This is a genomic window from Amycolatopsis sp. GA6-003 (assembly GCF_046267895.1).
Lineage (GTDB): Bacteria > Actinomycetota > Actinomycetes > Mycobacteriales > Pseudonocardiaceae > Amycolatopsis.
This window is the reverse complement of the sequence record NZ_CP176499.1, coordinates 1,516,684-1,538,142: the sequence shown is the minus strand read 5'-3', so window position 1 is coordinate 1,538,142 and position 21,459 is coordinate 1,516,684. Positions and strand designations below refer to the sequence as shown.

The window sequence follows — 21,459 nt, the reverse complement described above, 5'->3', positions numbered from 1 at the left end:
GCGCCGGGCTCTCCGCCCGCCCGCGATCATTGGACCGGCATTTCGCCGTCCGCGGCGGCGCGCGGCCGGTCAATTTGGTCAGGACGCGGTCAACGTGGTCAAAGCCCGGGAGACCGGCGCGCGGGCCGGTAGGGTTTCCGTCCTGGCCGCCCGTCCCGTCCGGGGGCCGCCTTCCCGCCGGATCCGCGGAGGACAGCGATGAGCGGTGATCTGCCCGAGGTGCGCGCGCTGGGGTCGGAGCTGAGCAACTGGGGCCGCTGGGGCGCCGACGACGAACGCGGCACCACGAACCTGATCACGCCGGAGCGGATCGCGGCGGCGGCCGGGCTGATCCGCACCGGGGAGACGATCGACCTCGGCATCCCGCTCGACGCCGACGGCCCGCAGCCGGGCGGGCTCCGGCAGAACCCGGTGCGGCTGATGTCCGAGAACGGCCAGGAGCAGGAGCTGCCGGGCGGGCTCACCTGGGCCGACGACTACGTGTTCATGCCGCTGCAGGCGGGCAGCCAGTACGATTCGCTGGCGCACGTGCACTACGACGGGCTGCTCTACAACGGCCACCCCGGGCACGAGGTGACCAGCAAGGGCGCCGCCCGGTGCGGGATCGAGACGCAGGCGAAGGGCATCGTCGGCCGCGGAGTCCTGCTCGACCTGGCGCGGCTGCGCGGCGTCGACTGGCTCGACGGCGGCGAGGTCGTCACGCCGGCCGAACTCGAGGCGGCCGAGCGGGCGCACGGGGTGACCGTCGGAACGGGAGACATCCTGCTGATCCGCACCGGCTGGTGGCGCAAGTTCCTCCGCGACCGCGACGCCGCGGAGTTCATCCGCACCGAACCCGGCCTCGGCCTGGCGTGCCTGCCGTGGCTGCGCGAACGGGACGTGGCCGTGGTCGGCGCGGACAACTCGGCCGTCGAGGTGGTGCCCGGCGAGCGGCCGGACAGCATGTTCGAACTGCACATGGTGCTGATCCGCGACATGGGGGTCACGCTCGCGGAGATCCTCGACCTGGAGGAACTGTCGGAGTCGTGCGCGGCGGACGGACGGTACGAGTTCTTCTACGCCGGGCCGCCGCTGAAGTTCACCAGGGCGGTGGGCTCGCCGATCAACCCGCTGGCGATCAAGTAGGGCGGGTGGCGCGGGCCGGTCTGCTATTGAGGGTCGCTGGGGTGCTGATCAAGTAGCGCGGTTGTCCGTGGGTGTGGCTGTGGGGTCGGGCGGGGATCGCTTCGTTGTCGTGGGCGATGCGGGCGGCGTTGGGGGAGTTTTGCGGCGGTCTGCCGTTGTAGGTCATCGGGCGGGTTTGTTGATCAATTCGGCCGCGTTCAAATAGCGAGCGCGGCTGTGGCTTCGTTGTCGTGGGGTGGTTGCGCGCGGCGTTGGGGGAGTTTTGCGCTGGTCGGCCGTTGAAGGTCATCGGGGCAGGTTCGCTGATCAATCCGCGCGCGATCAAGTAGCGCGTTCGGCCCGCGGGCGCGGCTGAGGTCCAGACCAAGATCGATTCGCCGCCGCCGAGCCAGCCGCAGGCGGAGAGTCCATAGTGGACAGTCAGCCGCGGCCGCCGCCCCGGCGAAGGTCAATCCGCGGGCAACCGCCCCTATAACTTCCTTTACCGAACCGTTCCCGTGGATCCCATGCGGAATATGCACCGTATTGGCAGTTTGCCGATAGCGGGCATTTCCTCCGCGGCGTCCGGGAAGGACGTTCGGCTGTTCGGCTATTGGTCCCGGAGAGGCTGCAACGTTTCGGCCGGCGGGGGCGACTGTGCGGGCGGAGGTGCTCATGGCGGAATCGACAGCGGCGATCCCCTCCGGGGCGCTGCCGGAAGTGCGATCTCGGGCGAGTGCGTTACCCGGCGGTAAGGCCTACTGCCGTCGCGCGCCATTCGTGTGGTGCGGCCCGAGTCGTGAATTCCGCGCGGCCGGGGAAGCGGCGGAATTTTCCGGTGATCGGGTGAGGTTTAGCGGGCGGATTCGGCGATTCTCCGAGATCGACTTGTACCGCCAGCAGTTCGGAAGCGTTTTAGGGAAGGCGGACGGTGATCATTTCCCGGTATGCGGCGGAAGTCCGGCATGCGGCCGCGACGTTGCTGCGATCGGGGGAACGGCGACGGCTGTCGGCACCACTTCTTTGGTGGCGGGCATTGTTCCGCCAGTCTGGAGAATGGACCGTTTACGCTGGTCGGAGCAGTGGGAATCGGTGCGGGGCGCGGCCGGGGCGTCCGCCGAACGCGAAGGCGGACTCTCCGCTTATCCGGGCGTCGCCTCGAGGTGTGAGTCCGTTGTTCATATTTTAGAATGCTCTCGGCAATGTGTGACGCTGGGTGCGAACCGGCGTATGCGGGAGTCCTTCGTTTGGCGGTTGCTGGAGCGCAACGGAGCTAGGCAGGGTATGGATTCCAGCGCGGGTCTGGGCTTGCTGACGCCCGCGCTCTGCTGGGGCTAGTGCCGCGCGGTCAGGGGGCAATTCACCGCGCGGTTCCGACGAGTATTCGAAAGGCATGGTCATGCACTCCCGGAAAGAAAGAACCGACGTCCCGAGACCGCGCCCGGTGCCCGGCGTCGGCAGTGCGGACCGGCTGGCCGCCGTGCTCCCGCGGCTGGCCGCCCGGCATCGGGTGCCGGGAGCGCAGGTCGCGGTGTGGTCCGGCGGCGAGGCCGTCATGGTCCAGACCGGGGACGCGGGCGGCGGCAGGCCCATGCGGGAGAGCACGCGGGTGCCGGTCGGCTCGATCACCAAAGTCGCCACCGCGACGGTCGCGATGCTGCTGGTGTCCGACGGCGATCTCGAGCTGGACCAGCCGGTCGGCGAGATCCTGGGCGATCCCGGGCTTTCCGCGTCGCTGACCTTGCGCAGGCTGCTCAGCCACACGAGCGGGCTGCCCTCGGACCCGGCCGACGCCGCCGGGTCCTGCCGGAAAGAGGTGCGGTCCGCGGAGTTCGTCTGCGAGCCGGGGACCGCGTTCTCCTATTCCAACCTCGGCTACGCGCTGGCCGGCCTGCTGATCGAAGAGGTCACCGGGATGAGCTGGCGCGAGGCGGTCGCGTCGATCCTGTTGCGGCCCTTGGAGATCGAACCGTTCTTCGTCGACAGCCCGGGCGTCGCGACCGGGCACGCGCGCGACGGCGGGCGGCCGCTCGCGCAGGTGCTGCCGCCGATGCTGGACCCGGCGGGCGCGCTCGCGCTGAGCGCCCGCGACCTGGTCGCGCTGGGCCGCGTCCACCTCGGCAAACCCGGCCTGCTCGACGTCGTGACCGCGAGCGACCTGCACCGGCCCGTGGAACGCGCGGAACCGTTCGGCCTCGCCGACGGCTGGGGACTGGGGCTGGCCTGTTTCGGCGACGAGGACTTCCGCTGGCTCGGGCACGACGGCACGGCCGACGGGACCTCGTGCCACCTGCGGATCGACCAGTCCGGCGCGTGCGTGCTCGCGCTGACCGCCAACGGGGCCGGGGGCGGCGACCTCTGGCACGACCTGGCCGGGGAGCTGCCGGAACTCGGCCTCCCGCCGCATCGCGTCCAGGCTGCGGAATCCTGCCCGATTCCCATGCCGGACGGCGATTTCGGCAATTATCGCAACGGCGCGATCGGATATGCGATCCGACCGGACGCCTCCGGCGGCGCCTGTCTCGACGTGGACGGCGACGTCTTCCCCGAACTGACCCGGTACGCCGACGGCTCCTTCACCGTCCGCGATCCGGCGACCGGCCGCGCCACGCCGTGCGGCCGGTTCCGCGGCCGGCCCGGCGCGGCGACCGCCGTCGAAATCGGCGGCCGGCTCGCGCGGCGGTGCTGAGCCCGCCCTCCGAACTTCTCGTCCTCGCCCGCGTCGAAGCGGGATCCCTTGGCGTGCCCGGAAGGTAGCGAAAAACGATGACCGCCCCCCACATTCCGGCCGGACCGGACCCTGCCGCCACTCTGCCCGAGCTGTTCGCCGCCCAGGCGCGGCAGGCTCCGGACGCGCTCGCCGTGGACGGCGCGGCGACCCGGCTGACGTACGCCGAACTGGCCGGCGAAGCCGGAAGCCTCGCCGCGCATCTGCTGCGGCTGGGCTTGCGGACCGAAGACCGGGTCGGAGTGCTGGCGCGGCGGTCGGCCGGGCTGGTCGTCGCGGAGCTGGCCGTGGTCGCCGCGGGCGGTGCGTACGTGCCGCTCGACCGGCGCGCGCCGGACAGCCGGTTGCGGACGCTGCTGGTCGAAGCCGGGGTCACGATCCTGCTCACCGACGATCCGGTCCGCGCCGCGGAGATCCACACTGGACAGATCGTCGTGCTCGGACGGGTGCTGCCGGGGGAGGATTTCCCTTCGGTGCCACTGCATCCGGACAACCTGGTCTACCTGATGCACACGTCCGGCTCGACCGGGACCCCCAAGGGGGTCGCGGTCCGGCACCGGGACGTCGCGGCCCTCGCGGCCGACCAGCGGTTCGCCGGGGCCGCGCATCGCCGGGTGCTGCTGCACTCGCCGGCGGCCTTCGACGCCTCCACCTACGAAATGTGGGTGCCGTTGCTGACCGGCGGCACCGTGGTGGTCGCGCCGCCGGGAGACCTCGACGTCGAGCTGCTCCGCGAAGTCGTTTCCCGGTACGGCATCGGCGCGATCTGGTTGACCGCGGGCCTGTTCCGGGTCGTCGCGCAGGAGGCGCCGGACTGTTTCCAGGGCGTGCGCGAGGTCTGGACCGGTGGCGACGTCGTCCCGGCCGGGGCGGTGCGGCGGGTGCTGCGCGCCTGCCCCGGCGTCACGGTCGTGGACGGGTACGGCCCGACCGAGACCACCACGTTCGCGACGGCCCACGCGGTCCAGCCGGGGGACGTGACCGCGGTGCCGATCGGCCGCCCGCTGGACGACGTGCGCGCGTATGTCCTGGACGACGCGCTGAACCCGGTCGCGGCCGGCGAACCCGGCGAGCTGCACCTGGCCGGGGCGGGGCTGGCGCGCGGGTACTGGGCGCGTCCCGGGGCGACGGCGGAGAAGTTCGTCGCCGATCCCGGCGTGCCCGGCGAGCGGATGTACCGCACCGGCGACCTGGTGCGCTGGAACGGCCAGGGCGAGCTGGAATTCCTCGGCCGCGCCGACGACCAGGTCAAGATCCGCGGCTTCCGGGTGGAACTCGGCGAGATCGAGGGCGTGCTCGCCGCGGACGACACGGTGGCGGAGGCGGTGGTGGTCGCGCGGGAGGACGGGCCGGGAGCCAAACGCCTGGTCGCCTACGTCGTGCTGGCTCCCGGCGCGCCGCGGAAAGACCTGAAGGCCGCGGCCGCGGCGGTGCTGCCGGGCTATCAAGTGCCCTCGGCGATCGTCGTGCTGGACGAGCTTCCGTTGAGCGCCAACGGAAAGGTCGACCGGAAAGCACTGCCCGCGCCGCCGAGCGAACCGGCGGACGGCGGCGCCGAACCGCGTACGGACACCGAACGCGCCGTCGCCGGGATCGTCGCGGAGGTGCTGGGACTGGACCGGATCGGCGCCGAGGACGATTTCTTCGCTCTCGGCGGCGACTCGATCCTGGCCGTGCAGGCGCTGTCCCGGCTGCGGCGCAAGCTCGGCGCGGAGCTGTCGGCGCGGGCGCTCTTCGACGCGCCCAGCGTGGCGGCACTCGCGCGGCTCGTGGACAGCGGTCCGAGAGCCGGGCAGGAGATCCCGGCGGGGCCGCCGCGGGACCTGCTGCCGCTCTCCCCGGCGCAGCGGCGGCTGTGGTTCCTCGACGAACTGACCGGCGGCAGCACCGAGTACAACACGGGCGTCGGGATCCGCCTGTCCGGCCCGCTGGACCTCGGAACTCTGCGCACCGCGCTGGCCTCTCTCTGCGCACGGCACGAATCGCTGCGCACGACCTTCGATTCCGTTGCGGGACAAGGCATGCAGCGCATCGCGCCGACCGGGGAAATCCCCTTGAGCATAGCGGATTCCGCCCCGGACGACGAGACTCTGAAGGCGCAATTGCGCCGGCCGTTCGACCTTCGGACGGGCCCGCTGACCCGGGCCGCGCTGTACCCGCTCGGCCCGGACGAGCACCTGCTTCTCCTGTGCCAGCACCACATCGTCACCGACGGCCGGTCGATCGAGGTGCTCACCGGCGAACTGCTCGACCTGTACCGCGGCGCGGCCCTGCCCCCGCTGCCGCTCGGCTACCAGGACTACACCCGGTGGCGGCTGGCGTCCGAACGCCTCGACCAGCTCGGCTACTGGCGCGCGGCCCTCGACGGCCTCGAACCGCTCGCCCTGCCGACCGACCGTCCGCGGCCGCCGCAGCGCACCACCGAGGGCGCGGTGCACCGGCACGACCTGTCCGCCGACCTGGTCCGCCGGGTCGCGGAAGCGGGCCGCGAGCAGGGCGCCACGCTGTTCATGACCCTGACCGCGGCCGTGCAGGCAGTGCTGGCCGCCTACAGCGGGCAGCGGGACATCGCGGTCGGCACGGCGGTGTCCGGACGCGACCGGGCCGAATTGGAGCCGCTGACCGGATTCTTCGTCAACACGCTCGTGCTCCGGTCCTCTGTGGACAATGCGCAGCCGTTCGAGCGCTTCCTGGCGGAATTCCGGGAGACCGTGCTGTCCGCGTTCGCGCACGGGGACGTGCCGTTCGACCGGGTCGTGGAGGAGGTTCAGCCCGAACGCGATCCCTCGCGGACGCCGTTGGTGCAGGCGGTCGTCGTCCTGCAGCGGCCGCTGGTGGCGGAGCGTACGGTCGCCGGGCTGCGGGTCAGCGAGTACGCCCTGCCGCGGCCGTCGGCGCGCTTCGATCTCGTGGTGGAGTTCTGGCCGCGCCCCGACGGCCTGCGCGTCACGATCGAGTACGCCACCGCGCTTTTCGACGGCGCCACCATCGAACGCCTCGCGCGCAGCCTGGAGGTCTTGCTCGCCGGGATCGCCGCTGACCCGGCGCGGCCGGTGGGAGACCTGCCGCTGCTCACTGCCGAGGACCGCCGGTTCCTGCTTCCGGGGCAACCGGAGAACCCGTCCGGAAACCCGCCTCCGCAGACGGTGCCGGACCTCTTCGACCGACGTGCCGGCCAAAGACCGGACGACCTCGCGGTGGTCTGCGGCGACGTCCGGCTGACCTACGCCGAACTGCGGGCCCGCGCGAACCGCCTCGCCCAGCGCCTGATCCGGCAAGGCGTCCGCCCGGAGGACCGGGTCGGCGTCCTGATGGACCGCTCGGCCGACCTCGTCGTGGCCGTGCTGGCGATCCTCAAGGCCGGTGGCGCCTACCTCCCGCTGGACCTGCGCGCTCCGGCCGACCGGCTGCGCCGCGTCCTCGACGGAGTGCCGCTGGTGCTCACCGACCGCACTTGGCACGACACCGCCACCACTGTCCATAATGGACTCACGCTGCTGGTGACAGACGTCGACGAACCTTCCGCCGCGCCAGAAATCGCGCTGAGCGAACAAAACCTCGCCTACGTCGAGTACACCTCGGGCTCCACCGGCGTCCCGAAGGGCGTAGCCGTGCGGCACGCGGACGTCACGGCCCTCGCGACCGACCCGCGGTTTTCCGGCCATGAGCGAGTCCTGCTGCATTCCCCGCTCGCCTTCGACGCCTCCACCTACGAGCTGTGGGTGCCGCTGCTCAACGGCGGCACCGTGGTCGTCGCGCCGCCGGGAGACCTCGACGCCGACGCGGTCCAGCAGCTGGTCGCCCGGCACGGCCTGAGCGCGCTCTGGCTGACCGCGGGTCTCTTCCGGCTCTTCGCCGAGGAGACGCCGGAGTGCTTCGCCGGCCTGCGCGAGGTCTGGACCGGCGGCGACGTCGTGCCGCCGGCCGCCGTCCGCCGGGTGCTCGACCGCTGCCCCGGCATCGCCGTCGTGGACGGCTACGGCCCGACCGAGACCACCACGTTCGCCACGTCGTTCCGGATGCCGGCCGAGGTCCCCGACCCGATCCCGATCGGCACGCCGCTGCGGGACGTCCGGATCCACGTCGTCGACGACCGGTTCCGCCTGCTCCCGCGCGGCGCGGCCGGCGAGGTCTGCGTCGCCGGCGCGGGGCTCGCGCGCGGGTACTTCGGCCAGCCGGGCGCGACCGCGGACCGGTTCGTCGCCGACCCGTTCGGCCGGCCCGGCGAGAGGATGTACCGGACCGGCGACCTCGGCCGGTGGCGGGGCGACGGCACCCTCGAATTCCTCGGCCGCGCGGACGACCAGGTCAAGATCCGCGGCTTCCGGGTCGAACCGGCCGAGATCGAACGCGCGCTGGTCGCGGAGGACGGGGTGGCGCGGGCGTTCGTGACGATCCGCACGACCGGCGGACGCAAGCAGCTCGTCGGCTACGTGGTCGGACCGGCCGACCCCGAGGCCCTCCGCCGCGCCCTCGGCCGCACCCTGCCGGACTACCTGGTGCCGTCGGTCCTCGTCCCGCTGGCCGAGCTGCCGCTCACCGCCAACGGCAAGGTCGACCGCCGCGCGCTGCCGGAACCGCAGGTCGCCAGCGAGCGGACGGCGGCCCCGCGCACCGGGCGGGAGGCCGTGCTCGCCGGGATCTGGGCGGACGTGCTCGGCCTCGACCGGGTCGGCGTGGACGACAACTTCTTCGCCCTCGGCGGCGATTCGATCCTGAGCATCCAGGTGAGCGCCCGTGCCCGGCAGGCCGGGCTCAGCGTGACCACCGCCGACCTGTTCCGCCACCAGACCATCGCGGCGCTCGCGCCGGCCGTCGGCGAGGCCGGCGCGATCCCGGCGCGCGGCCCGGAGAGCGGCGAAGCGGTCCTGACCCCGATCCAGCACTGGTTCTTCGGCCTGGGCGCGGACCGCTTCGACCAGACGATCGCCGTCGAGCTGCCCGCCGGCGTCGACTTGACCGCGCTGATCAGTGCGCTCGGCGCGTTGTCCGAGCGGCACGACGCGCTGCGGATGCGGTTCACCCAGGACCGCGACGCTTGGCAGCAGCACAACGCCCCGGTCGGCGAAGGGCACACGCTGCTGCGGTGGTCGCTGACCGGCGAGCCGCGGACCTTGCACCTGGCCGCGCCCCACCTGGTGGTCGACGGCGTGTCGTGGCGGCTGCTGCTGGAAGACCTCGACCGCGGTTATCAGCAGGCCGTGCGCGGCGAACCGATCGACCTCGGTCCGCGGACCACGTCCTTCCGCGAGTGGGCGCGAAGGCTCGCCGAGCACGCGGCAGCGGGCGGCTTCGACGACGAACTCGCGCACTGGTGGGAACTGCCCGCGCCCGCCCCGCTCCCGGTCGACGGCACGGCGGAGAACACCTTCGGCCGCGCCCGCGTCGTCACGGCCCGGCTCACCGCCGACGAGACGCGCGCGCTGCTGCGCGAGGTGCCGCGGGCGTACCGGACGCAGGTCAACGACGTGCTGCTGGCCGCGCTGGGCCGGGTGCTGGGGGAGTGGACCGGGCAGCGGCCGGTGGTCGATCTCGAAGGGCACGGCCGCGAGGAGCTGTTCGACGGGGTCGACCTGTCGCGGACGGTCGGCTGGTTCACCAGCATCTTCCCGGTCGCGCTGGACGTTCCGGACGGCTGGGGCGCGGCGCTGAAAGCGGTCAAGGAGCAGCTGCGCGCGGTCCCGCGCCGGGGGATCGGCTACGGCGCGCTGCGGTATCTCGCCGCGTCCGCGCCGGTGATCGAACCGCAGGTGAGCTTCAACTACCTGGGCCAGTTCGACCTTCCCGGCGACCTGGTCCTGCACCGCGAACTCGCGCTGGACGTCTCGCCGGACACCGTCCGCCCGCACCTGCTGGAGGTCGTCGGTCGCGTCGAGGGCGGGGAGCTGGAGCTGGCCTGGCATTACGCCGAGGGCGTCCACGAGAAGTCCACTGTGGACCGGCTGGCCGCGGCGACGGCCGAAGCCCTGCGCGAGATCGTCCGGCATTGCGCGGAGCCGGGAGCGGGCGGCCGGACGCCGTCGGACTTCCCGCTGGCCGCGCTGGACCAGTCCACAGTAGACGAATTGGCCGGCGACGGCCGTGACGTCGAGGACGTCTACCCGCTGACGCCGATGCAGGCCGGGATGGTGTTCCACGACCTCGCCCAGCCCGGCGACCGGGTCTACTTCGAACAGGTTTCGTTCACGGTGGACGACGTGCCCGAGCCGCGGCGGCTGGGCGAGGCCTGGCAGCGGATCGCCGAGCGGACCCCGATTCTGCGCAGCCGGATCGTCTGGGACGGCGTGCCGCAGCCGCTGCAGGTCGTGCACCGTACGGCGGAGCTGCCAGTGTCCTATCTGGACTGGTCCGCAGTGGACGCCGAAGAAGCCCTCGAGCAACTGCTGGAGCAGGACCTCGCCGAAGGATTCGATCTCGCCCAGGCCCCGTTGACGCGGCTGGTCATCGCGAGGGAATCCGCCACCAGAGTGCGCGTGCTCTGGACGTTCCACCACGTCCTGCTCGACGGCTGGAGCGTGTTCGGCCTCCTCTCCGACGTCGTGGCCTTGCTGCGCGGCGAAGAACCGCCGGTCCGGCCGCCGTTCCGCGACTACGCGGCCTGGCTCGCCGACCAGGACGACGAACGCGCCGAGGAGCATTGGCGCGCCGAACTCACCGGGGTGACGCCGACTCCGTTGCCCCTCGAACGCCCCGCCGTCCGCACGCACACGGCAAGCTCGACCGGCCGCGTCCCGGTGGAGTTCGACGCCGAAACGTCCGCCGCGGTGTACGCCTTCGCGCGACGGAACCGGCTGACCGTCAACACCGTCGTCCAAGGCGCGTGGGCCGCGTTGCTGGCGCGCTACAGCGGCGAAACCGAGGTGTGCTTCGGCGCGACGGTCTCCGGCCGTCCGGCGGAACTGCCCGGCGCGGACGACATTCCCGGCATCTTCATCAACACCCTGCCGGTGCGCGTCCGGCTCGACCGCACCCGCGCGGTCGCGGACTGGCTGCGCGATCTCCAGGCGGCACAAGCGGAATCGCGCCGGTTCGGGCACGTCGGCCTGACGAAACTGCAGGCATGGAGCGGCGGCGGCAGCTTGTTCGACAGCATCGTCGTCTTCGAGAACTACCCGATCGACGAGGTGTCGGAGCTGCGCGACGTCCGCGCGGCCGAGCGGACCAGCTACCCGCTGGGCGTCGTCGCCTACCCCGGGCGCAAGCTCTCGCTGATCCTCACGCACGACCCGGCGCGGATCGGCGACCAAGCCGCGGCCAGGCTCGCGACGCACCTCGAAGCGCTGCTCCGGGGCATGATCGCGGCACCGCACGAGCCGGTGTCCCGCGTGCCGATGCTGTCCGAGGCCGAGACTCAGCAGCTGCTCGCCGAACGGAACGAGACCGCGCGCCCGCTCCCGGCCAAGGCGGTGCCGGAGCTGTTCGAGGCCCAGGTCCGCGGTAACCCGGACGCCGTCGCGCTGGTGACCGACGACGAGCAGCTCACCTACCGGGACCTCGACCTCCGCGCGAACCGGCTCGCCCACCGGCTGCTCGAGGCGGGCGTGCGGGCGGAGGACCGGGTCGCCGTCCTGATGAACCGCGCGCCGGAACTCGTCGTCGCCGAACTCGCGATCCTCAAGGCCGGCGGCGCTTACCTTCCGCTGGACCTGCGCGCCCCGGCCGAGCGGCTGCGGCTGCTCCTGCGGGAGGCGGAAGCACGAGTCCTGCTCGCCGACGCGGCGTGGCTGGCGACCGCCGAGGAAGTCCACCTCGGCACCATCCTCACCGGCGAGAGCGGCGGCCCGGACACCGCGCCAGCCGTCCGCGTCGAGCCCGACCAGCTCGCCTACGTCATCTACACGTCCGGTTCGACCGGCCGTCCGAAGGGCGTCGCGGCCCGGCATCGCGACGTCGTGGCCCTTGCCGCGGACCGGCGGTTCGCCCGGCACGACCGGGTTCTGCTGCACTCGCAACAGGCCTTCGACGCCGCGACCTACGAACTGTGGGTGCCGCTGCTCAACGGCGGCACCGTCGTGCTGGCCCCGCCGGGGGACGTGGACGTCGAGACGCTCGGCCGCTCGCTGACGACGCACGGCGTGACCGGGGCGTTCCTCACCACCGGGCTGTTCCGCCTGGTCGCGCAGGAATCGCCGGAGGTCTTCGCGGGCGTGCGGGAAGTCTGGACCGGCGGCGACGCCGTGCCCGCGGCCGCGCTGCGCAGGGTGCGGGCGGCGTGCCCGGACACCCTGGTCGCCGACGTGTACGGCCCCACCGAAACCACCACGTTCGCGACCGTGCACCCGCTGCCCGGCGAGGTGCCGGACGTCGTCCCGATCGGCGGGCCGCTCGACCACACCCGGGCCTACGTCCTCGACGACGACCTCCGGCTGGTCCCGCCCGGCGCGCCCGGCGAACTGCACCTCGCCGGCGCGGGCCTGGCGCGCGGCTACCTCGGCCGTCCCGGGCTGACCGCCGACCGGTTCGTCGCGGACCCGTTCGGCCCGCCGGGGGAGCGGATGTACCGCACCGGCGACCTGGTGCGCTGGAACGACGAGGGCGCGCTCGAGTTCGTCGGCCGGGCGGACGAGCAGGTCAAGATCCGCGGGTTCCGGGTCGAGCCGAGCGAGATCGAGGCGGCGCTCGGCGAGCATCCCGGCGTCGAGCAGGCGGCCGTGCTGGCCCGTTCGGACGGCGGCGTGAAGCGGCTGGTCGCCTACGTCGTCGGCGAAACCGAGGGCCTGGCGGAATTCCTCGGCCGGACGCTGCCGGACTATCTGGTGCCCGCCGCGTTCGTCCGGCTGGAGCGGTTCCCGGTGAACGTCAACGGGAAACTCGACCGGCAGGCGCTGCCGGAGCCCGAGTTCGGCGCGCGGGACCACGTCGCGCCGAGGACCGGGCGCGAACGCGCGATCGCGGAGATCTGGGCCGACGTGCTCAACGTCGATCGCGTCGGCGCGACGGACGACTTCTTCGAGCTGGGCGGCGATTCGATCCTCAGCATGCAGGTCGTCTCCCGGGCCCGCCGGGCCGGGCTGGAGCTGCAGCCGGGCGACCTCTTCGCGCACCGCACCCCGGCCGCGCTCGCCGCGGCGGCCCGCACCGCGGCCGCGGCCGTCGAACGCGGTCCGGTGCAGGGCCCGGTGCCGCTCACCCCGATCCAGCACTGGTTCTTCGCGACGCAAACCGCCGAGCCGGACCACTTCCACCAGTTCGTCCGCTTGGCACCGCTCGATCCGGACGCCGCGCACGCGGCCGTCGAGGCGCTCGTGACGCACCACGACGCGCTCCGGATGCGCTTCGCCCGCGGCGAAACCCACTGGCTTCAGGAAAACGGCCCGGCCGGCGCGGAAGCACCGCTGGTCCGCTTCGAGCAGGACCGGCTGTCCGTGCATCACCTCGTGGTCGACGGCGTGTCGTGGCGCGTGCTCCTCGAAGACTTCGAGCGCGCCTACGACCAGGCTTCGCACGGCAAGCCGATCGACCTCGGCCCCCGCACGACGTCCTTCCGCGACTGGGCGATCCGGCTCGCCGAGCACGCTGCCGAGGGCGGCTTCGACGACGAACTCGGCTATTGGCGCGGCGTGTCCGGCAGCACCGCGGTGCCGGTCGACGGCCGAGGCGACGCGACCGTCGCGTCGATGCGCTCGGTGACCGCCCGGCTGTCCGCCGCCGAGACGAACGCGCTGCTGCGAGACGTCCCGAAGGTCTATCGCACGCAGGTCAACGACGTGCTGCTGACCGCGCTCGGCCGGGTCCTGCGCGACTGGACCGGCGGGACGCCCGTGGTCGATCTGGAAGGGCACGGGCGCGAGGAGCTGTTCGAGGACGTCGACCTGTCCCGCACGGTCGGTTGGTTCACCACCGTCTTCCCGGTGGCGCTGGACGTGCCGGACGACTGGGGCACGGCGCTCAAGTCCGTCAAGGAACAGCTCCGCGCGGTGCCGCGACGCGGGATCGGCTACGGCGCGCTGCGCTACCTGACCGGCACGGCCCCGGAGATCGACCCGCAGGTGAGCTTCAACTACCTCGGCCAGTTCGGCTCCGGCCGCATCGAATCCGACGAAAGCCCCCGCTCGGCTCGCGCGCACCTGCTGGACGTCGTCGGCCGCGTCGAGACCGGCGAACTGGAATTGACCTGGTACTACGCGGAAGGCGTCCACCAGAGGTCCACTATGGACACTCTGGCCGCCGCGATGACCACCGCGTTGCGCGAGATCATCCGGCACTGCGCCGATCCGGCAGCGGGCGGCCGGACCCCGTCGGACTTCCCGTTGGCCGCGCTGGACCAGTCTGCTGTGGACAGTCTGGTCGGCGACGGCCGCGAGGTCGAGGACGTCTACCCGCTGACGCCGATGCAGTCCGGGATGGTGTTCCACGCCCTGTCCCAGCCTGGCGAGCGCGTCTACTTCCAGCAGGTCGGCTTCGTGCTCGACGGCGTCGAGGACCTGGCCGCGCTGGAACGGGCCTGGCAGCGGGTGGTCGACCGGACGCCGGTGCTGCGGACGCGGATCGCCTGGGAGGGCGTGCCCGAGCCGGTCCAGGTCGTGCGGCGGCGGGTCCCGGTCCCGATCGCCCGGCACGACTGGCGCGACCGGACCCCGGACGACCGCGACCGGGCCTGGCGGGACCTGCTCGCCGCCGACCGGGCCCAGGGGCTCGATTTCACCGAAATGCCGTTGCTGCGGCTGGCTTTCGCGCGCTTGTCGGACACCGAAGTCCGGGTGCTGTGGACGTTCCACCACGTCCTGCTCGACGGCTGGAGCGTCTTCGGCGTGCTGTCCGACGTGTTCGCCGCCTATTCCGGCGCCGAGCTGCCCGAGCGTCCGCCGTTCCGCGACTACCTCGCCTGGCTGGACCGGCAGGACGACGCGGCCGCCGAAGAACACTGGCGGCGGGAACTCGGCAGCCTCGTCGCACCCGCGCGGCTGCCTTATGACCGGGCCCCCGCGCAGGCGCACACGAGCCGTTCGTCGGAATGGCTGCGCGTGCCGGTCGAAAATTCCGGACGGCTGCGGGACTTCGCCCGCCGGGCCGGCCTGACGCTCAACACCGTTCTGCAGGGCGCGTGGGCGCTGGTGCTGGCGCGGCTGAGCGGCGAGCGCGACGTCTGCTTCGGCACGACGGTTTCCGGCCGTCCGGTCGACCTGCCCGGCGCGGACGACATCACCGGCATCTTCATCAACACCCTGCCCGTGCGGACCACGGCGACCGGTGCCGACGTGACCCCGTGGCTGGCCGAACTGCAGGCCGCGCAGGTCGAGTCCCGCCGGTACGGCCACTTGCCGCTGACGAAGCTGCAGGCGTGGAGCGGCTGCGGCGGAAGCCTTTTCGACAGCATCGTGGTCTTCGAGAACTATCCGGTCGACCAGGCTTCGACGCGTGGCTTGCGGCTGCGCGACGTCGACGCGGCGGAGACGACGAACTACCCGATCAGCGTCGTCGCGTCGCCGGGGGAGCAGCTGACCTTGGACGTCGGCTACGACCCCGACCTGTTGGACGCCGAGACCGCCGAGCGGATCACCCGGCAGCTCACCGCCGTCCTCGACGCGTTCGGCGCGGACCCGCACCGGTCGCTGGAGGACATCGACCTGCTCACCGAGGCGGAACGGCACCGGGTGCTGGTCGAGTGGAACGACACCGCCCAGCCGCTCCCGGCCGGCGACCTGACCGAGCTGTTCGCCGCACACGTCCGGCGCGCTCCGGACGCGGTCGCGGTGGCTGGTGATGGAGTACGGCTGACGTATGCGGAGCTGGACCGGCAGACCGACCAGCTCGCGCGGTACCTGGTCTCGCTCGGAGCGGGACCGGAGCGGCTCGTCGGCGTCCTGATGGACCGCTCGCCGGGCCTGATCGTCGCGGAACTGGCGATCGTCAAAGCGGGCGCGGCCTATCTGCCGCTCGACACCCGTGCCCCCGAACCCCGGCTCAAGACGCTCCTCGCCGGGGTGGAACTCCTGGTCGCCGACGAGTCCTGGCGCGCTGCGGCGGAGAAGGTCCACAGTGGACTGACAGTCGTCCCCGGCGAGCACACCGCGGACGTGCCGCTCCCGAAGGCGGACCCGGCCAACCTGGCGTACGTCATGTACACCTCCGGTTCGACCGGAAAGCCGAAGGGCGTCGCACCCAGCCGCCGCGACATCGTGGCACTCGCGGCGGACCGCCGTTTCGCCGCGCACAGCCGCGTCCTGCTGCACGCGTCGCAGGCCTTCGACGCCTCGACCTACGAACTCTGGGTGCCGCTGCTCAACGGCGGCACGGTCGTCGTCGCCCCGCCCGGCGACCTCGACCTCGAGACCCTCGGCCGGCTGTTCGCCGAGCACCGGGTCGACGCCTCCTTCCTCACCACCGGCCTGTTCCGGCTGGCCGCGAAGGAGGCCCCGGAGATCTTCCGCGGGCTGCGGGAAGTCTGGACCGGCGGCGACGCGGTCCCGTCGGCCGCGGTGCGGCGGGTGCGGGAAGCCTGCCCGGACACGACCGTCGTGGACGTCTACGGCCCGACCGAGACCACGACGTTCGCGCTGGCGCACCCGGTCCTCGACCCGGTGCCGGACGTCGTGCCGATCGGGAAACCGCTGGACAACACGCGCGCCTACGTCCTCGGCCCGGACCTGCGGCCGGTGCCGCCGGGCGCGCTCGGCGAACTCCACCTCGCCGGCCCGGGCCTGGCGCGCGGCTACCACGGTGCGCCCGGCCTGACCGCCGAACGGTTCCTGCCCGACCCGTTCGGACCGCCGGGGGAGCGGATGTACCGCACCGGCGACCTCGTCCGCTGGACCGCGCGGGGCGAGCTGGACTTCGCCGGGCGCGTGGACGAGCAGGTCAAGATCCGCGGCTTCCGGATCGAACCCGGGGAGGTCGAAGCCGCGCTGGCCGCGCATCCGGGGATCTCCCAGGCCGCAGTGCTGGCCCGGGAGGACCACGGCGTCAAACGGCTCGTCGCCTACTACACCGGCGACGCGGACGAGCTGCCCGCCTTCCTCGCCCGAACCCTGCCGGACTACATGATCCCGGCCGCGTTCGTCCGGCTCGACCGGCTGCCGTTGACCGGCAACGGAAAACTCGACCGGCACGCCCTGCCCGCCCCGGACTTCGCCGCGACCGGCGCCCGGACGGCCCCGGCGACGGAGGCCGAACGGGCACTGGCCGAGATCTGGTCCGAGGTGCTCGGGGTCGAAAACGTCGGGGCCGAGGCGAACTTCTTCGCACTCGGCGGCGACTCGATCCTCAGCATCCAGGTCGTCTCCCGCGCGCGCCGGGCCGGGCTGATCCTGTTGCCGCACGAGGTGTTCCGGCATCCGACGCTGGCCGCGCTGGCCGCGCACGCGGGCGGCGGGCGCGGGCCGGACGCCGAGCAGGGCCCGGTCGTCGGCGAAGCGCCGCTCACCCCGATCCAGCGGTGGTATTTCGAGACCCAGCCGGAGCGGTTCGACCAGCGGGTGGTCCTGGAATTCGCGGAGGACGTCGACGAGACAGCGCTGCGGCGAGCCCTCGAAACGGTGTGGGCGCACCACGACGCCCTGCGCCTGCGCTTCGGCCAGACGCAACACTGCGCCCCGGCCGGCCCGGTGGAGCTGCTCGTCGGCGAGCCCGCCTTCGCCGTCGAACGCGGCCCGCTGCTGAACGCGGTCCTCGACGGGCGGCGGTTGCTGCTGGCCGCGCACCACCTGGTCATCGACGGCGTCTCGTGGCGAATCCTCTTGGAAGACCTGGAAACCGCCTACCGCGGCGGAGACCTCGAACCGAAGACGACGTCGTTCCTCGCCTGGGCCCGCCGCCTCGCCGAACACGCCGAGGCGGGCGGTTTCGACGACGAACTCGCCCACTGGCAGTCCCTCCCGCCGGTCGCGCCGGGCGAGCCGGGCGTCGTCGCCGACACGCGCGAGGTCACCGTCCGGCTCACCGCCGAGGAAACCCGGGCGCTGCTGCAGGACGTCCCCGAGGTGTACCGGACGCAGGTCAACGACGTGCTGCTGACCGCGCTCGGCCGGGTGCTCCGGGACTGGACCGGCGGGACGCCCGTGGTCGATCTGGAAGGCCACGGCCGCGAGGACCTGTTCTCCGGCGTCGACCTGTCCCGGACGGTCGGCTGGTTCACCAGCATGTTCCCGGTGGCGCTGGACGTTCCGGACGACTGGGGCGAGGCGCTCAAGTCGGTGAAGGAACAGCTGCGCGCGATCCCGCGGCGGGGCATCGGGTACGGCGCGCTGCGCTACCTGACCGGCACGGCCCCGGCGATCGACCCGCAGGTCAGTTTCAACTACCTCGGCCAGTTCAGCGCGGCCGAGGGCGGGCTGTTCCGCGTCGGCAGCCTGGACGCCGATGTCGATCCGAACGCGCCCCGCACCCACGTGCTCGACGTCGTCGGCCGGGTCGAAAACGGGGTGCTGGAACTGACCTGGTCCCATGCGATCGCGGGGGACACCGTCGCAACCCTGGCCGAGCGGATGCGGACGGCGCTGCGGGAAATCATCGCGCACTGCGCCGAACCCGGCGCGGGCGGACGCACCCCGTCCGACTTCCCGCTGGCCGCGCTCGACCAGTCCGCTGTGGACGCTCTGGCCGGCGACGGCCGCGAGGTCGAGGACATCTACCCGCTGACGCCGATGCAGGGCGGGATGGTCTTCCACGGTCTTTCCCAGACCGCGCAAGGCATGTACTTCGAGCAGGCCACCTTCGTGCTCGAAGGAGTCGCCGATCCGCAGCGGCTGGGCAGGGCGTGGCAGCAGGTCGTCGACCGCACGCCGGTCCTGCGCACGTCGTTCGCCTGGACCGGCGTGGCCGAACCCGTCCAGATCGTGCACCGCGAAGCCGAGCTGCCGGTGCGGCAGCTCGACTGGACGGACCTCGAGGAGCCCGGAACGGAGCTGGCGCGGCTGCTCGCCGAAGACCGCGCGCGAGGACTGGACCTGGCCGTCGCGCCACTGGCCCGGGTCGCGCTCGCCCGGCTGTCGGACACGGAAGTCCAGGTGCTGTGGACGTTCCACCACGTCCTGCTCGACGGCTGGAGCGTCTTCCAGGTGCTCTCGGACGTCTGCACCGCCTACGCCGGGCAGCCGCTGCCGTCCCGGCCGCCGTTCCGCGACTACCTCGCCTGGCTGGGCGAACACGACCAGGCCGGCTCCGAAGAGTTCTGGCGCGCGGCACTCGCCGGGATCGAGGGCCCGACGCGGCTGCCTGCCGACCGGACGCCGCCGTCCGGCCACGCCCCGTGCTCGGCCGAATGGCTGCCCGTCCGGCTCGACCGGTCCGCCACCGCCCGGCTGGACGCGTTCGTCAAACGCCACGGCCTCACGCACAACGTCGTGCTGCAGGGCGCCTGGGCGCTGCTGCTGTCGGTCTACAGTGGACAGAGCGACGTCGTGTTCGGCGCCACCTCCTCCGGCCGCCCGGCCGAAGTGCCCGGGGTGGACGACATTCCCGGAATCTTCATCAACACCCTGCCGGTGCGGGTCGCCGTCGACCGGGGGGTTCCGGTCGCGGACTGGCTCGCCCGGCTGCAAGCGGCGCAGGCCGAAGCGCGCGGGCACGGGCACGTCCCGCTCGCCCGGGTGCGGGACTGGGCGGGCCTGCCGGGCGGGGTGAACCTGTGCGAGAGCCTGGTGGTGTTCGAGAACTACCCGATCACCGGGGCGGCCGCCGGGCACGGCCTGACCGTGCGCGACCTGTCCGCCAGGGAGACCACGAACTTCCCGGTCACCGTGGTCGCTTCGCCCGGTTCGGAGCTGTCGGTGGACGTCGGCTACGACCCGGCGCTCTTCGACCCGCGGACGGTGACCGACCTGGCCGCCCGATTGCTGGAAATCCTCCGCGGCCTGACCTCGGACGGCGCCCGCCCGCTCGGCGCCGTCCCGGTCCTGACCGCCGCCGAGACCCGGTTCCTCGCCGAACGGGCCGGGACCTGCGAGGAGCCGGAACCGCGGTCGCTGCCCGAGCTGTTCGCCGAGCAGGTCCGCCGCCGGCCGAACGCGCTCGCGGCCGTCCTCGGCGGCGAACCGGTCACCTACGCCGAGCTGAACCGGCGGGCCAACCGGCTCGCGAACCGGCTCGCCGGGCTCGGGCTGCGGCCGGAGGAACCGGTCGGCCTCGCGGTGGACCACGCGGCGGCGGTGGTCGCCGAGCTGGCCGTGGTCAAGGCGGGCGGCGCGTACCTGCCGATCGACGCGCGCGCCCCGCTCGAGCGGCAGCGGGTGCTGCTCGACGGGGTCCGGTTCGTCGTCGCCGCGGAAGAACATCCGCTGGGCCAGACGGTTCTGCTGTCCTCTGTGGACGACGAGCCGGACAGCGACCCCGGGTGCGCCGTCGACCCGGACCAGGCGGCCTGCGTGATGTACACGTCCGGCTCCGCCGGGGCGCCGAAGGGCGTCGTGGTGCGCCACCGCGACGTCGCGGCGCTGGCCGCCGACCACCGGTTCCGCGGCGGGGCGCACGAACGGGTCCTGCTGCACTCGCCGCTCGCGTTCGACGCCTCGACCTACGAGCTGTGGGTGCCGCTGCTCACCGGCGGCTGGGTCGTCACCAGCCCGGAAACCGGCCTCGACGCGCCGCTGCTGCGCGGCCTCGTCCGCGAGCACGGACTGACCGCGATGTGGATCACCGCCGGGCTGTTCCGGATCCTCGCCCAGGAAACCCCGGAGTGCTTCGCCGGCCTGCGCGAGGTCTGGACCGGCGGCGACGTCGTCCCGGCGGAGTCCGTGCGGCGGGTGCTGGCCGCGTGCCCGGGGCTGCGGATCGTCGACGGCTACGGCCCGACCGAGACGACCGTGTTCGCCACCGCCCACCCGATGGACGCGCCGCCGCCGGACCGGATCCCGATCGGCCGCCCGCTGGACGGCGCCCGCGCCCGGGTGCTCGACGCGGACCTGCGCCCGGTGCCGCCCGGCGTGCCCGGCGAGCTGTGCCTGGCCGGCGCGGGTCTCGCCCGGGGCTACCGGAACCGGCCGGGGCTGACCGCGGACCGGTTCGTCGCCGATCCGTCCGGCCCGCCGGGGGAGCGGATGTACCGCACCGGCGACCTCGTCCGCTGGCTGCCCGACGGCACGCTGGAATTCCTCGGCCGCCGCGACGACCAGGTCAAACTGCGCGGGTTCCGGGTCGAGCCGGGCGAGGTCGAGGCCGCGCTGGCGAAGCATCCGCACGTCGCGCAGGCCGCGGTGCTCGTCCGGGAGGACCGGCCCGGGGCCAAGCAGCTGGTCGCCTATGTCGTGTCCGAGGCCGGAGAAGGCGTGCTCAGGGAGTTCCTGGCCCGGTCCCTGCCGGACTACCTGGTGCCGTCGGCGTTCGTGGCGCTCGACCGGCTTCCGGTCAGCGCCAACGGAAAACTCGACCGGCGGGCGCTGCCCGTCCCGCGGGCGGCGGAGACCGGGCACGTCGAACCGAAGACGGAGACCGAGCGCGCGCTCGCCGGGATCTGGGCCGAGGTGCTCGGCGCGGACCGGGTCGGCACGCAGGACAGCTTCTTCGCCCTCGGCGGCGATTCGCTGCGCAGCCTGCAGATTTCCGCCCAAGCCAGCGCGCTCTTCGACGTCCGGCTGACCCCGGCCGACGTGATGGCCGCGCGCACCGTCGCGGCGCTGGCCGAAACCGTCGAAGACCTCGTGCTGAGCGAGCTGGAACGGCTTGCCGCAGAACTGGAATCGTGAGGACTCCCC

The 21,459-nt window shown here is 72.9% G+C and carries 3 protein-coding genes; all 3 read left to right on the top strand.

Features of this window, described 5'->3' with window-relative positions:
* Positions 1 to 198: 198 nt before the first annotated feature.
* Entirely contained in the window at positions 199 to 1,125 is a 927-nt protein-coding gene (locus F9C12_RS06395) for a cyclase family protein (protein WP_409181046.1), read from the top strand.
* Between the two features lie 1,378 nt (positions 1,126 to 2,503).
* Positions 2,504 to 3,793, top strand: a complete 1,290-nt coding sequence (locus F9C12_RS06390; RefSeq protein WP_409465149.1) for a serine hydrolase domain-containing protein — start codon at positions 2,504 to 2,506, stop codon at positions 3,791 to 3,793.
* A gap of 77 nt (positions 3,794 to 3,870) precedes the next feature.
* Complete coding sequence (locus F9C12_RS06385; protein ID WP_409465148.1) at positions 3,871 to 21,450, top strand: non-ribosomal peptide synthase/polyketide synthase; 17,580 nt, start codon at positions 3,871 to 3,873, stop codon at positions 21,448 to 21,450.
* The last annotated feature ends 9 nt before the right edge of the window (positions 21,451 to 21,459 follow it).

Bases quoted from the DNA above. Each gene is read 5' to 3' on its own strand.
- F9C12_RS06390 (WP_409465149.1), top strand. From the start codon at position 2,504: ATGCACTCCCGGAAAGAAAGAACCGACGTCCCGAGACCGCGCCCGGTG.
- F9C12_RS06395 (WP_409181046.1), top strand. From the start codon at position 199: ATGAGCGGTGATCTGCCCGAGGTGCGCGCGCTGGGGTCGGAGCTGAGC.
- F9C12_RS06385 (WP_409465148.1), top strand. From the start codon at position 3,871: ATGACCGCCCCCCACATTCCGGCCGGACCGGACCCTGCCGCCACTCTG.